Below are 15,015 nucleotides of genomic sequence, written 5' to 3'. Positions count from 1 at the left end.
CCAAGAAGTTACTCCTATTATAACAGAAATAAGCGTTTTGAGCTTATAAAACTCTTAGAAAATCAAGAACTTTTAAATGAGTGTGGAATTTACTTCTGCACTGGAATTTACTTTTTCAAGTTAGCTTTTAACGATAGAACAAGAAAATAATATTCTGCGTAAATGGTATAGTTATTTAGAAAACGTTATCATAGTATAATGGACAAGCACGAATTTGCAAACAAATTTCAAACAAAAATGAAAATTGAAAATATATAGGATGGATAAAAGTATATTGACAACCTGTATATAACTGTATATACTGTGTATATAACAAGCGTGGCAAAAAAGCAAAATGAATAAATCGCAGGTGAATAAATGGCTAAGTAAAGAATGCAATTTGCATACAAAGGAGTAGCTTATGAATAATGCACTGATAGTCAGAAATGTCAGCAAGACATTTGACAAATTCAAGCTGGACAATATTTCATTTGAAGTGCCGGGTGGAAGCATTGTAGGAGTAATCGGAAAGAACGGCTGTGGCAAGTCAACACTTCTTTCTGTTCTTATGGGGATGAAAGAGTCTGATTCGACAGACACCGGGATTGTGATAGACGGTGTGTGTCTGCAGACGGATGAGAAGGCATACAAGAAGAAAATAGCTTATGTATTTAGTGAATTGCCGTTTAGGGAAAATTTATCTGCTGTCTCGATAGGAAAATATTACGGCAGATATTACGATGGATTTGATCAGAAAAAATACGAGGCTTTTCTTAAGCAGTATGGTCTTATCGATTTTCCGGGCGTACCTCTTAGAATTTCTAAAAGTAAAAAGGATATTATGAATGCCTCGGATTTTTCACAGGGGCAGAAGATACTGCTGCAGCTCGCATTTGCACAGAGCTATGATGCGCAGGTGTACTTTTTTGATGAACCTACGGGAAATCTGGATGTTGAATTTCGTGATAAATTTTATGAAACCATAAGGGAGCTTGCAGCAGATGAAAATAAATGCGTAATCTATGCGACGCATCTGGTCGAGGAGCTTGAGCATTTCGCAGATTATATTTTATGGCTGCAAAAGAAAGAAAATATCACAAGCAAATTCTATTACGGTTCGCTGGATGAGCTTAGGGATTCCTACAGACTTGTTTCCGGGGACAAGACACTGCTTGAGAGGATACCGAAGGAGCTTGTAGTCGGAGGGCGTTTGAGCGAAAGCTCGAATGAATTGCTGATAAAATATGATGAAGCAAAAATAAGCGCAAAGATAAATGATGAAATTGGATATGGTGAAACAGAAATAAATGATGAAATCGGATATGGTGCGACGAAGCTTGATCATGAAATCAGGCAGCATATGAGATATGCAGAGCTTAAAGAAATCATGTACTACGTACAGAAGAATGAGATAATAAAAGAAGGTGGTGATGAGCAATGATTAGGGATTATTTTGAGAGAAAAAAGATATGGTTATACAGTTCACCGAGGCATATCGGTTTGGCATTTATCGTATTGCTTGTGACAACACTGTGCGGATTATTGGGCTTTGTATTTGCCGGAGTGCTGTTTATAGCATTAAGTGCAAGCTATATCAGTTCTGAAATAAATGATCTTTTACCTTTTAATGAAAAGGAAAGAAAAACGAGATTTTTGACAGAGGTGATGCTTGATTTACTGTGTTTAAGTGTTTCTCTTCTTATAAACATTGCGTTTATTGTGATAAGATACAGAAAGCTGGAGCTTTTTTCACATCCGATTTATGTGGCGGTATGTTTTATTTCATATATCATAATTCTCGCACACTTTTCGATAAAAGCAGCAGAAGACAGCAGAAATTTAGAAAAGTGTTTAGCTGACGCGAGTGTTTCAAAGTCTGTAAAAATATATGAGACTTTTATTGATGTGGTAAAAATTGTTATATACACAGGGTTGTTTGTCTGCTTTATTACTATTATTACAAATGGCAGCTTTTCTGATATTGCAGGGATAGACAATGAGTTCTATAAGCTTGGATGTATATCAGGGATTTTGTCAGGTACTATACTGGTGATAGATATGTTAAGAACTATTGGAGACAGAAATGAATATTTTCATACAGTCTAAGGGTGGCATGCCCATTTATGAGCAGATTGCCACGCAGATAAAGGAGGCAATACTTGCCGGAAAATTGAATAAGGATGATGCGCTTCCATCGATAAGGGCGCTTTCAGCGGACATTAAGGTAAGCGTCATTACCACGAAAAAGGCATATGAGGAGCTTGAAAAGGAGAAAATGATATATTCGGTGCCGGGAAAGGGCTTTTTCGTGGATGATGCGGATATGGCATATCTCGAGGAAAAGAGGACCTTAAGTGTGGAGGAGGAGCTTGCCGCGGTTATAGAAAAGGCAAAGGCGGCAGAGCTTGATGAGGCAGAGTTTATTGATATGGTGAGGATACTTTGGGAGGAGGAAACATGCTAGAGGTTTTGAATTTATCTTACAGTACGAAAACCTTTTCTATGGAAAATGTCAGCTTTTCACTAGATGACGGATATCTCATGACACTTTTGGGAAGAAATGGCGCAGGAAAAACTACACTTTTTGATTTGGTGTATGGACGTCTTGAACCACTGAGTGGAAAGGTATTATGGAATGGCATTGATGTCACCGGAACGAAGGCAATTGACCTTCTATATCATGATGAAGTGGCATATGTCGGTGGAAGAAGCTGGTGTATAGACGGGATTGGGGCTGACGAAAATATCAAGCTGTTAAGCTCTCTTTACAGCAGATGGGATCAGAAGCATTTTGATGAAATGCTTGAAATGATGGATTTCACCAAGGAAGAATATACGACAAAATTTGAGGAGCTTTCAACAGGAAAACAGATGCAGCTCCAACTGGCTTTTGCTCTGGCAAGGCACCCAAAGCTTCTGCTTTTGGATGAGCCTATGGCAAATCTTGACCCGGTCGTAAAAACAGACATCTGGGAGCTTTTAATCCGAACAATAGAAAAAGAAAACATAAGCATCATAATCAGCACGCATCTGGTTGAGGAGGTCAATGACATAACTGACTATATCGGATTGCTTGATAATGGCAGGCTTGTTAAATTCGGGGACAGGGAACAGATATTAAATGATGATTTAGGAAATAAAAATAAGAATCTCAGGGAATTACTGGAGGAAGAAAATGGATAAAGCGGAAGAAATTTTTGCAGAGGGCATAGAAGATAGAAATGTGAAAACAATAAGGCAGGCGAGAGTACTTTTTGTGGTATGTCTTATGGCAGGCATGTTCATCATATTTGAAAGTGATGACATCTTTAAGTGGGTTACAGTGCTGGCTGTTTATTTTTTTACAGATTCATTTTATAAGAAATATCTGAGAGTGGAAGCAAATTTGGCTGATGATATGAGCGGTAATTATATTTATCAGTTTATAGGGCAGCATGCACTTTCGGTGGATTACTATTTTGAAATTATTGCAAAAAAAATCCGCAAATACAGGATGATTATTTTTGCAGAGTATCTTTTGTGTGCCATATTCTCAGATTCAAAGGCTTATGAATTACTTATTGCCATGGTGAGCGTTGTCATAACGTATGCCACCGCATGGATAAAAAAGAAATATTTTATCTGCCGCCTGGTGGGAAAGCTAAAGCCTGTTGAAATGATATTAACTTTCACAGATAGTTTTTTAAACATATTCAAATTTCTTCTTATATTGTTGGTCAGCTTTTTGTTTTGCGTGGTGTTTCTGGGATTGGCAGAGAGCGCAGTGGAACATGAAATGGTAAGCGGGCAGATACTTGAACGTTTTATAGGAATACCGGCCTTTTTTGTAATGGTTGTGGCGGGCTTGATTGTGCCATTGACAGGATACGCTTTTTTTAAACCATCAGCCATATTAAATGCTGCCTTAAAGACGGCCATAGTTATAGGAATAGCAGGAGTTATCTGTATACTGGCATCGGCAAAATTGTGGTATTATGAAATAAACTATACAACGCAGAAAATAACATTGGTTCATTTTAAGGAAAAACAGTATGATTTTTCAGATGTCCAAAGGTACATATGGAAAAGCGGTGATGACGATGAGTCTGAAAAAACGCTTGTTTTGTATCTGAAGGATGAAACAGTGCTGGATTTATGCGATGATGGTGCATTTAGCAGTGAGCAGGGTGATTTTGAGAAAGCGCAAAGGCAGACGTGGCCGCAATTGGATACCTTTTCAAAAAATTAAAGGGAGAAAAACAATGAGCTTAATAAAAGGTATACATCATGTATCAATGAAGTGCAGCAGCACAGAGGAATATGAAAAGACAATAGATTTCTACAAAAACATTCTGGAAATCCCGGTCATAAGGGAATGGCAGGCAGGAATCATGCTTGATACCGGAAACGGAATTGTTGAGATTTTTAACGATGGAGATGATGCACCGGGAAAAGGTGTGATTCGTCATTTCGCATTTGCAACAGATGATGTGGATGCGTGTGTAGAGGCTGTAAAAGCAGCAGGATACGAGGTATTTATCGAGCCAAAGGATATAGAAATCGCATCAACACCGGTATTTCCGGCGCGCATAGCATTCTGCAAAGGACCACTTGGCGAGGAAATCGAGCTGTTTCAGGAAAAATAATAGGACATATTAATGGTTTTATAGGGGTACTATATTATGGGAAAAACTCCAATTAAGCGCACGCTTGCAGGCTATATTATTAAAAAAACAGACACCGAGGTCTATCGGGCAGGAAAACTAACCGGAGAAAAGCATTTGAACAAAATAACAGAAATGATGGAATTTGTTGGTGGACGCCGGAAACTAATCGAACAGGCAAGGTACATAGAGAATAATACACAAGCAGGCCGCGATGGGAAGATAAGGATTAATTGGATTCAGGTCAACAGTGATATCAAAAAAATAGATTGTGACGTCAGCAGCATACCGGAGCTGTGCCGGCTAGAGGGTGTTGAGGATTCAAGAGCAAAACAGCTAAGATTGATAGAGTCTGTAAAGCAGAGGAAATCAGAGGTTGGTGACTGTGACTGGATATGCAGATATTATGATGATATTTTGGGGCGTCTGGAAGCCGGAAAGAGTGTCACAGAGGCAGAGGAGGATATGCGTTTTAAGTGTATCAATGCCATAACAAGAATAAAGGAGCCTGTGTGGGAGCGTGTTTTTAGCGCAAAGGTTTTTAATGATTCAAAGAAATTTGAAAAAAGCTATCGACAAAAGATGGTATCAATCCTGACTAAATATTCGCCGTATTATGAGAAGGATATGGAGGATTATGATACAGAGGGAGAGGAAGATGACACCAAAGAGGATAAAAAGAAGTCGGGGCTTGAAATTTTGAAGATGCATGGAATTATGTCATATGCACAGACCCTGGAATGGAAGGGAGCATTGTCATATAGAATAGATGATACATGTGTTATTGATACATCAAATCAGATTTATGGAACCATTATTAATACGCAGACACTTGAGCATGCAAGGCCGGTTTCGCTTGCAGGGTGCAAAAGAATTATGACCATAGAGAATAAGGCTAACTATGAAAGTATGCAATATGATGAGAATACCTTGTATATTTTTTGTCATGGCTATTTTACTCCTAAGGAAGTGATTTTTCTAAAGAAATTAAGTCTTATTGTACCTAAGGAATGTGAGTTCCTTCATTGGGGAGATATGGATTTTGGAGGAATAAGCATATTTTTATTTATTAAGGAGAGGATTTTTGAAAAGCTAATGCCTTATAGAATGGGCGTAGCGGATTTTGAGGACGCATTAAAAAAAGATGCGGGAATACCTCTTAAGGCTTCAACGAGGGAAAAACTTGAAAAAAAAGACGCAGGATTGCTTACTGAATTAAAAGAAGCAATTCTTGAATCCGATAAAACAATAGAGCAGGAAAGGCTCTTATGAGGCTGATTCGGAAATTTGTAAATATGAGAATATTTAATACAAGAGCACCTGATGATATGAGAATTTTTTGAATTTAAATAAAAATATAATTATGGAAAGGAAAAAGAATATGAAAAAAAGTGTTTTATTGGCTGTTTTAGCAGCTATGGTAGCAATCGGGGGGCTGTAGAACAGTAAATAATAAGGTTGTATCGCAAAAGAATGATAAGACAAATGTGTGCATTATGAAAAAAATATATATATTTGACAAATCAAAGTATAAAGGTATATACTAGCCGAGTTAAGCAAATTAATCAGGCTTTAAAATAATTATAATTAAAATGATGATTTTACGAAAGGAGTGCAACTATGAGCTGGAAAACAACCACACTTCACCTCATGAAAGGTAACTGTTTAGCTGTTTACAGGGATAGTGCGCTCTTTTTTAGGTAAACAGCTTAAATAAATTAAGTTAAACTCAAGTTAAAATAAAACTGAAACGCACTATCTCCTGTTCAAAATATTTAAAGACAACTGTTTTGAAAAGGAGATTTTTTATGCGTAAATTTAATATTAAAGCACAGATACATAAATTGTACACGCTGACCACAGTAGGATATTACAGGATAGCAGGGGCTTCATGGGTTGCACTTCTTGCGCTCAGAGGTTTTTCAATGTTTGAGATAGGAATGTTAGAAAGTATATTTCACATAGTAAGCAGCAGCTTTGAGATACCATCAGGGGTTGTTGCGGATGTGTTTGGAAGAAAGAAAACCATGGTGCTTGCAAGTCTGGTAAGTTTTGTATCGGGACTTTTTATGATACTGTCTAACAATTTCTGGTCAGTTGCATTTGCTATAGGCTTTAGTGCCTTAAGCTACAATCTCGAATCAGGGACACGTGAGGCTTTGGCATATGATAGTTTAAAATTTGCCGGTCAGGAGGAAAAATACAATAAATTTGCATCAACTGAAATGATGTTGTATAGGATAACAAGCTCAACGGCTACTTTATGCGCAGGTTTTGCGCTGTGGCTTGGTTACAGAAAGGCATATGCATTTGATATTGTATTCAGCCTCATAGCAATAGGAATTGCGTGCAGTCTGAGTGAAGTATCTGTGTCAAATGATGAAAATACGGATAACAAAGAAAACAATAACCCAAATGCAAATAAAAATGCAAAAATAGGAAACCGGCTCAAAAATGTCATTACAGAAAGCTGGCATTTCATGATTACGAATAAAAAGGCCAGAAGTATCATGGTTATAAATGCACTTATAGGGGCGGTTTCAACCCTGGTATTATTCTTTTTACAGGCGAAACTTCCCCTTGCAGGATTAAATGATGCGTTGCTTGGACCGGCACTTTTTGTGATGGGGCTGGGAGCGGCGTTTGGTGCAAAAGCAGCCGGATTTTTTCCAAAATTGAAATATAAAAAATACATTATTATCAGTAGTATAGGTGTTGCCTTTGCATTTGCAATGGTATTTACAGAACTGCCATATATTATGATACTGGGTGGATTCGCGGGCTCTTTTTTTGATGATTTTATAGAAGTGCGCACGGATATTATACTCAATGAAATGATACCGTCAGAGCAGAGAGCCACACTCGTTTCGGTTAATTCATTTATGTTTTCAATCGTTATGATTGTAATGTCAACACTTATGGGAAGCATTATGTAGCAGCATCACCGTTTAAGCTTCACGGATTCATATGCACAGCATACCTCCTTCGTGCATACAATAGCATGAAGGAGGTATGTTTGTATTATGAATCCATTTAAAATGAGGCCGGAGAGAACCGGCGATTTATTTGTTGACTGGGAGAAATTCTGGGTAAAACCATATAACAAAAATGAGGTAAATCCGTATACAAGGACGAGAATCATATTGATGAATGGTACGGAATTTGAAAACGTGTGGTTTTCGCATCAGTTTTCAAGAAGCGTAGGTGATGATGAGCTTAGACGAAAGCTTGCATACATCAGGAAAAGTGAGCAACAGCAGCAGAAAATACTCACACATTTAAAGCCGGCAGATGAGTCGGCATTGGAGCACACCATAGGCTACGAGCAGCTTGCGGTTGACCTGACTGCGCATCTTGCAAAACGAGTAAATGACAAAAATATTAAGTCTGCGCTCGATTTTGCGTTACTTGAGGACTTTGATCATTTGTACCGCTATGCAGATTATCTTGATTTTACCACAGGTGAGCACGCAGAGAAGCTTGTCGGAGGCTATACGGAAATCACACCGGGCAGACCGACTATTTCACACCACAGGCATCCATATGATTCAATACGATATCCGATGACGGATAAATGCCCTGCGACAATGGATGTGCTGGCTGCAAACGTAATTACAGCAGCAGAACAGCAGACTATGAACTACTATATGAACACAGCGGCACTCTGGCCGGATGAGATGGGACGCAGGCTCTATCAGGAAATCGGAATGGTCGAGGAACAGCATGTCACACAGTATGGCAGCCTGTTGAAGCCATGCATGAGCCGCCTTGAAAATCTTCTTGTGCATCAGTATGTCGAGTGCTGGCTGTATTGGAGCTGTTATGAAACGGAGACAGATACAAGAATACGTGGCATATGGCAGTTTATGTTTGAACAGGAGCTTAAGCATCTGCATATTGCACTGGAGCTGTTAAGACAGTACGAGAAAAAGGATTGGCAGGATGTCATCCCGGACGCTGAGTTCCCGGCTCCACTCGTGCTGGAGAGCAATATTGAGTATGTCAGGTGTGTGCTTGGAAGTACGGTAAACGACACAGCATGCCGTGAAAGGTATGTGGATGTAAGAACCAATGCTCCTGAAACATTTATCAGATATCAGCGCCTGGTCAATGACCCGGTAAGAAATGTAATGAGCCATACCTTTATCGAGGATTATATCCGCAAAAACGGAGAGGATTATCGCTTTGAGGTGGCGCCAAATCCGGTGCCGGAGCTTCGTGACCGCACCAAGGATAATATATGTGTGGGCAGACAGCCTCTTTGCAGGAATCGGTATTAGAAGCTATTTTATATGCCATCTGTGGCATGTGACACCCGGCCCTGACATTGTGTCAGGGCATAGCTGTGCAAAGAAGTATAATTCGATTGTATCTGGGCTGTAATCGTTGCTGGTCACACTGTTAGGTGTGAACAGTAACGAGTAAGGCTCAGAGAAGCCGGTTGACGAAATTATATAGGTGTATTAAACTGTAACTGGGTTAGACAAGACTAATTACTTACGGCTGTATAAGAAATAATATGCTGAATAATAAAATAAAAAAACATCAGAACAGGAGGCAACCATGATCACATCAACCATATTAGGTCTACTAATACCATTTATAGGCACATCGCTCGGTGCGGCATGTGTACTTTTTATGAAAAATGAGCTTTCCGTAAAGACCACAAAAATGCTCAGTGGCTTTGCAGCAGGCGTAATGATTGCGGCATCAGTCTGGAGTCTTCTGATACCGGCACTTGAGCAGTCACAGAGCCTTGGAAAAATGCAGTTCGTACCGGCAGTAGCAGGCTTTATGCTAGGAATGTTTTTCCTATTGATACTGGATACGATAACACCGCATATGCATCTCGATAATTCGGTAGAGGGACCGAAGAGCAATTTAAGCAGACAGACAATGATGGTGCTTGCAGTTACACTACATAATATACCTGAGGGCATGGCAGTCGGAGTGCTCTACGCAAGCTGGATATCAGGAACCACCACCATCACGAGGGCAGCAGCCCTTTCACTGGCAATCGGAATAGCCATACAGAATTTCCCTGAGGGCGCAATCATATCCATGCCATTACATAGCACCGGAAGCTCGAAGTTTCGTGCCTTTGTATACGGAGTATTGTCAGGAATAGTCGAGCCGATAGCAGGAATACTTACGATACTTGCCATCGGAATAATAGAGCCGGTGATGCCGTACCTGTTAAGCTTCGCTGCCGGAGCCATGATCTATGTAGTCATAGAAGAACTCGTGCCGGAAATGTCAGAGGGAGGGCACTCAAACCGCGCCACCATAGCATTTATGGTGGGCTTCTGCCTTATGATGACACTCGATGTGATGCTGGGCTAGGCCAGAGCAATCCCTCGCGGAGAGCGAGCAAATTCAAGCGAGCCCGGCAGAGACCGTACAAAGCATACACAAATATACCAAGCCCGCACCGAGCGAGCCCACGGCAACAGCCGTGGGCAAAGCGAAAAGTCAGTAAATAGAGCCACAGCGTGAGGAACCCGAGCCTGTGAGTGCCTGCCGCCCGGGTTCCGTACTATAGCCAAACCCCGCAATTCAAATGCATTGTGAAAAACTGTGAAAAAAAGGGAAAATCTTCCCGAATTATTTGGAAATTTTTAATAAATCGCAAATAAAAATAAAATAAATCTAAACATCCCCAAAACGCAATAGAAAAACTGCACAAAAATAAAAACTAAAATTGTTGAAAATGTATAGAAAGCTAACTAAAAAACGAGTACATTTGCCAGTCAAACAAATTAAAAACGAAAAGTTGACTTTATAAAACGATGTGACTAAAATCAAGTACAACGATAGTTGCTTCTTATTAAATCAAGACCAAACAAACATCAAAGGTCAGACAAAACACATCTTGAGTTATTAAGAAACAATTTGCGTATCAAATTTCATATAGCAAAAAAGAAAGGAGGTAACGCAGATGGATGCTCTGGTAGATGGACTGTTAGAGGAACTCAATTGTGACGTGGTATTCAAGATACCGATATTCGGAGGTATACCCATATACGAGTCGGTAGTAGTCACATGGATAATCATGGCAGCGGTATTTTTACTGTGCTTTTTTCTCGGCAGAAATCTTTCAGTTGAAAATCCCGGACGCAGACAGGTAGCCGTAGAGGCAGGAGTCAAATTCCTTAATGATTTCTTCAGTGAGACACTCGGAGAAAAAGGAAAGGATTACATACCATATCTGGCAACAGTAATCATCTATATAGGAATAGCAAACCTGATAGGCTTACTTGGCTTCAAACCGCCGACAAAGGATATGAACGTCACCGCAGCACTTGCTGTAATGAGTATAGTTCTTATCGAGGTGGCAGGAATCAGGGCGAAGGGCACCAAAAGGTGGCTTAAAAGCTTTGCAGAGCCAATGCCGGTAATACTACCTATCAATATCCTTGAGATCTTTATCAAACCATTATCGCTGTGTATGCGATTATTTGGAAACGTCCTTGGTTCATTCGTAATCATGGAGCTTTTAAAGATGGTCGTCCCGGCAATCGTCCCGGCGGTATTCAGTTGTTATTTTGATATCTTTGATGGACTTATACAGGCATATGTATTTGTATTCCTGACAGGACTTTTCATCAAGGAGGCAACCGAGTAAGAAGACCTGATGAGGCATGAAACACCACATCATTTATTTTCACATCGTAAGCATGCTTACAAAAAGAAACAAAATAATTGCTAACCAAAAGAAAGCATATAAGCAAGAAAAGGAGAACACATTATGTCATCAACATTATTAGTAGCAATCGGAGCTGGAATCGCAGTATTAACAGGAATCGGAGCCGGACTTGGAATCGGTAAGGCAACAAGCAGCGCAGTAGACGCAATCGCAAGACAGCCTGAGGCTGAGAGCAAAATCTCTAAATCACTTCTTTTAGGATGTGCCCTTGCAGAGGCAACAGCTATTTACGGTTTCGTTATCGCATTACTTATCATCCTCTTCCTTAAATAATCAGGCAGCGTAACTGACAGTTACAACCAGATGAAACAGAAAGGAAGGTAGAGCAATGTTAAAAATTGATCCATGGAACATAATATGGACAGTAGTCAATCTGCTTTTCCTGTACTGGATATTTAAGAAATTCCTCTTTGACCGCGTGATGGGCGTGATAAATCAGAGAGATGAAATGATTAAAAAGCAGTTCTCAGAAGCAAAGAAGAGTCAGGACGATGCAGAAAGCTTAAAGAGCGATTATCAGAAGAAGCTCGAGAGCGCAAAGACTCAGGTTGACCAGATAATCCTCGATGCCAGGGCAAGAGCCGAGGCAGAGCAGGAGAAGGCTCTTGAGAGAACCAGACAGGAAGCAGACAGTATGCTTGAAAAAGCAAAAGCGGACATTGCTAGCGAGCAGGATAAGGCAACAAAGGCCGCTGAGGCTGAAATTGCAAGACTTGCCATCTTAGCAGCGAGAAAGATTGTAAAGACAGGTGAAGCTAATGACACAGGCAGCAGTAAATAATGCAATAGTTTTGTACAGGCTGGCTGTAGAGCGTCGTGATGTGGAGGAAGCACAGAGAGTATACTTTGTGACAGAAAAGCTTGCACAGACGCTCGCAAATCCACTTATACCACTGACCAAAAAGTATGACATCATAGAAAAGGTATACGGATTTGAGAGTGAGCCAAAGCTTATCACAAGCTTCATAAAGGAAATGGTAAAGCTTGGATATGCCTCTGAAATGAATGAAATCTTTGAGGCATATTACAGATACTGGGATGAGAAAAACCATATCCTAAGAGCTGAGCTTATCAGTGCACAGGCCGCAACCGACGAGGAAGCAAAGGACGCCAAGGCGCTGCTACAAAGCAAATATCCGGAATATGAAATATCCCTTACACAGAAGGTGGACGAAACACTTTTAGGTGGATATGTGATTAAGACTCTTAATACAGAGTATGACAGAAGCTACGAAGGAAAGCTTCGTGAGCTTGAAAGAAAATTGACCAGGAGGTGACCCCTGTGGGCGCAATCAGTGCAACAGACATAATCTCCATTATCCAGAGCGAGATAGAGAATTTCGACTTCGATACCGAGAGCCGTGAGACCGGCGAGGTAATCTACGTCGGCGACGGAATCGCCACAATATACGGCATCGACCATGCCATGTACGGTGAGATCGTAGTATTCGATAATGGAGTAAAAGGAATGGTTCAGGATATCCGTCAGAATGAAATCGGAGTAATCCTTTTCGGAAGAGACCACGGAATCCATGAAGGAACCAAAGTAGTAAGAACAAAGAAAAAAGCCGGAATCCCTGTAGGCGAAGGCTTTATCGGCCGAATCATCAATGCCTTAGGTGAGCCTATTGATGGAAAGGGCGATATCAAAGAGGAAGATTACAGACCAATCGAGAATGAGGCACCGGGTATCGTGGACAGAAAGTCAGTAGATACACCGCTTGAGACAGGAATCCTCTCAATCGATTCAATGTTCCCAATCGGACGTGGACAGCGTGAGCTTATCATCGGTGACCGTCAGACAGGAAAGACATCAATTGCCACAGATACCATCATCAACCAGAAGGGCAAGGATGTTATCTGTATATATGTAGCAATTGGTCAGAAAGCATCAACAGTAGCAAAAATTGTGTCAACTCTGACAAAACATGGCGCAATGGACTACTCAATCGTGCTTTCATCAACAGCCAGCGATCCTGCATCACTGCAGTATATCGCACCATACGCAGGAACAGCCATGGCAGAGCATTTCATGCATCAGGGCAAGGATGTACTTATCGTATATGATGACCTTTCAAAGCATGCGGTAGCATACAGAGCACTTTCACTGCTGCTCGAGAGATCACCTGGACGAGAGGCATATCCTGGAGACGTATTCTATCTCCACTCAAGACTGCTCGAGAGATCAAGCCGTCTGAGCGATGAGCTGGGCGGAGGCTCAATCACAGCACTCCCAATCATCGAGACACAGGCAGGAGATGTATCAGCATACATCCCTACCAACGTAATATCTATCACAGACGGACAGATATTCCTTGAGAGTAACCTCTTCAACGCAGGTATGAGACCGGCTGTAAACGTAGGTCTTTCAGTATCCCGAGTTGGTGGAGCAGCCCAGACAAAGGCCATGAAGAAGGCATCAGGAAGCATCCGTATCGACCTGGCACAGTACAGGGAGATGGAGGTCTTCACACAGTTTGCATCAGACCTCGACGATGCCACAAAGGCACAGCTTGCACATGGAAAAGCACTTATGGAGCTTTTGAAGCAGCCGCTTTGCCACCCACTGTCACTGCATGAGCAGGTAATGACACTTATCATGGCAAACCACGGTGTGTTTGACACAATTGAGACAAAAGAGGTCAAGAAATATCAGAGCGATATCCTCTCATACATGGATCTTTCTTATCCGGAAATCGGACAGAAAATCGAAGAGAACAGAGCCATTGATGAAGAGCTCGTAAATAAAATCATGGATGCAGTAAAAGAGTATAAAGGGTAACAGGTAGTATTATGGCAAACACGAAGGAAATACAGGATCGAATAAAAAGTATCAATGATACGCTTAAAATCACAAATGCCATGTATATGATTTCTTCTTCGAAGCTGAAAAAGTCCAAAAAGATGCTGGCAGATACAGAGCCGTATTTCTTCACACTGCAATCAGAGATGAGCCGAATACTCAGGCATCTGCCTGATATGGAGGACATCTATTTCAAGACCAACGAGGACAAGCTGCCTGAGGACAGAAAGGTCGGATATATCGTAATCACAGCCGACAAAGGACTTGCGGGCTCATACAATCACAACATCCTTAAAATGGCTGAGGAGCACTTAAAGGATCATCCGAACCATTCACTTTTCGTACTCGGAGAGCTTGGACGTCATTATTTTGAACAGCGTGGGATTGAGATTGAAAAACAGTTCCATTACACAGTTCAGAATCCGACACTCAACCGTGCCAGAAATATTGCAGAAGAAATTTTGGAGCTATATCTACATAACGAGCTGGACGAAGTTTATATTATCTATACCAGCATGATAAATGCGATTCAGGAGGAAACACAGATGTCACAGCTTCTGCCACTGAAAAAGGCAGACTTCACTGTGCAGATTCCTATAGACATTCCGAGGGAGGAGCTGGCGCTCAAGCCATCGCCTGAGGCGGTCATGGATCGTATCGTACCAAACTACGTTGTTGGATTTGTCTACGGTGCTCTTGTAGAGTCATTCTCCTGCGAGCAGAACGCCAGAATGATGGCGATGCAGTCCGCATCAAACAGTGCGAGGGACATGCTTGCAGAGCTTGACATTCTTTACAACCGTGCCAGACAGGCAGCGATTACACAGGAGATTACAGAGGTAATAGCCGGTGCCAAATCGCAGAAGAAAAAGAGAAAGTAGGCT

At 41.0% G+C, this 15,015-nt stretch carries 16 protein-coding genes; all 16 read left to right on the top strand.

All coding sequences use genetic code 11. The features are described from left to right. Positions 1-400 precede the first annotated feature (400 nt). The 16 genes from ACW6PM_RS09375 (at position 401) to atpG (ending at position 15,012) form a co-directional block, all read left to right on the top strand. A complete protein-coding gene (locus ACW6PM_RS09375) occupies positions 401-1,420 on the top strand; it encodes an ATP-binding cassette domain-containing protein (RefSeq protein ID WP_456056986.1) in 1,020 nt (339 codons plus the stop codon). After that, the gene (locus tag ACW6PM_RS09370; protein ID WP_456056985.1) at positions 1,417-2,085 is read left to right on the top strand and encodes a hypothetical protein; all 669 of its coding nucleotides are present in this window, start codon (positions 1,417-1,419) and stop codon (positions 2,083-2,085) included. Before ACW6PM_RS09375 ends, ACW6PM_RS09370 begins: the two co-directional genes overlap by 4 nt. Then, positions 2,063-2,443, top strand: a complete 381-nt coding sequence (locus ACW6PM_RS09365; protein ID WP_456056984.1) for a GntR family transcriptional regulator — start codon at positions 2,063-2,065, stop codon at positions 2,441-2,443. The genes ACW6PM_RS09370 and ACW6PM_RS09365 overlap by 23 nt, the downstream gene beginning before the upstream one ends. Next, the gene (locus ACW6PM_RS09360) at positions 2,437-3,162 is read left to right on the top strand and encodes an ATP-binding cassette domain-containing protein (RefSeq protein WP_456056983.1); all 726 of its coding nucleotides are present in this window, start codon (positions 2,437-2,439) and stop codon (positions 3,160-3,162) included. Before ACW6PM_RS09365 ends, ACW6PM_RS09360 begins: the two co-directional genes overlap by 7 nt. After that, positions 3,155-4,207, top strand: coding sequence for a hypothetical protein (locus ACW6PM_RS09355; protein WP_456056982.1), 1,053 nt, complete (start codon positions 3,155-3,157; stop codon positions 4,205-4,207). Before ACW6PM_RS09360 ends, ACW6PM_RS09355 begins: the two co-directional genes overlap by 8 nt. A gap of 13 nt (positions 4,208-4,220) precedes the next feature. Then, entirely contained in the window at positions 4,221-4,604 is a 384-nt protein-coding gene (locus ACW6PM_RS09350) for a VOC family protein (RefSeq protein WP_456056981.1), read from the top strand. Between the two features lie 36 nt (positions 4,605-4,640). Further along, a complete protein-coding gene (locus ACW6PM_RS09345) occupies positions 4,641-5,894 on the top strand; it encodes a Wadjet anti-phage system protein JetD domain-containing protein (protein ID WP_456056980.1) in 1,254 nt (417 codons plus the stop codon). A gap of 536 nt (positions 5,895-6,430) precedes the next feature. Further along, entirely contained in the window at positions 6,431-7,558 is a 1,128-nt protein-coding gene (locus ACW6PM_RS09340; RefSeq protein ID WP_456056979.1) for an MFS transporter, read from the top strand. An 87-nt stretch (positions 7,559-7,645) separates the two neighbouring features. Further along, complete coding sequence (locus ACW6PM_RS09335) at positions 7,646-8,902, top strand: hypothetical protein (RefSeq protein WP_308496323.1); 1,257 nt, start codon at positions 7,646-7,648, stop codon at positions 8,900-8,902. A gap of 283 nt (positions 8,903-9,185) precedes the next feature. Further along, on the top strand, positions 9,186-9,965 hold the full coding sequence (locus ACW6PM_RS09330) for a ZIP family metal transporter (protein WP_307769785.1): 780 nt from the start codon (positions 9,186-9,188) through the stop codon (positions 9,963-9,965). Positions 9,966-10,560: 595 nt separating this feature from the next. Continuing rightward, positions 10,561-11,247: a F0F1 ATP synthase subunit A gene (locus ACW6PM_RS09325; protein ID WP_012743659.1), complete on the top strand. Its 687-nt coding sequence runs from the start codon at positions 10,561-10,563 to the stop codon at positions 11,245-11,247. Positions 11,248-11,370: 123 nt separating this feature from the next. Continuing rightward, a complete protein-coding gene (gene atpE / locus ACW6PM_RS09320; protein ID WP_012743658.1) occupies positions 11,371-11,601 on the top strand; it encodes an ATP synthase F0 subunit C in 231 nt (76 codons plus the stop codon). Between the two features lie 55 nt (positions 11,602-11,656). Further along, positions 11,657-12,109: a F0F1 ATP synthase subunit B gene (atpF, locus tag ACW6PM_RS09315; RefSeq protein WP_456056978.1), complete on the top strand. Its 453-nt coding sequence runs from the start codon at positions 11,657-11,659 to the stop codon at positions 12,107-12,109. Beyond that, complete coding sequence (gene atpH / locus ACW6PM_RS09310; protein WP_456056977.1) at positions 12,087-12,605, top strand: ATP synthase F1 subunit delta; 519 nt, start codon at positions 12,087-12,089, stop codon at positions 12,603-12,605. The genes atpF and atpH overlap by 23 nt, the downstream gene beginning before the upstream one ends. Further along, positions 12,602-14,110: a F0F1 ATP synthase subunit alpha gene (gene atpA / locus ACW6PM_RS09305; protein WP_442877698.1), complete on the top strand. Its 1,509-nt coding sequence runs from the start codon at positions 12,602-12,604 to the stop codon at positions 14,108-14,110. Before atpH ends, atpA begins: the two co-directional genes overlap by 4 nt. A gap of 11 nt (positions 14,111-14,121) precedes the next feature. Further along, positions 14,122-15,012 carry an ATP synthase F1 subunit gamma gene (gene atpG, locus ACW6PM_RS09300; protein WP_118257846.1) on the top strand — a complete coding sequence of 297 codons (891 nt, stop codon included), beginning with the start codon at positions 14,122-14,124 and terminating at the stop codon, positions 15,010-15,012. Positions 15,013-15,015 lie beyond the last annotated feature (3 nt).

This window comes from Agathobacter sp. (genome assembly GCF_977054825.1).
The sequence above is the reverse complement of the archived record's forward strand: the minus strand, read 5'-3'. Positions and strand labels throughout refer to the sequence as shown.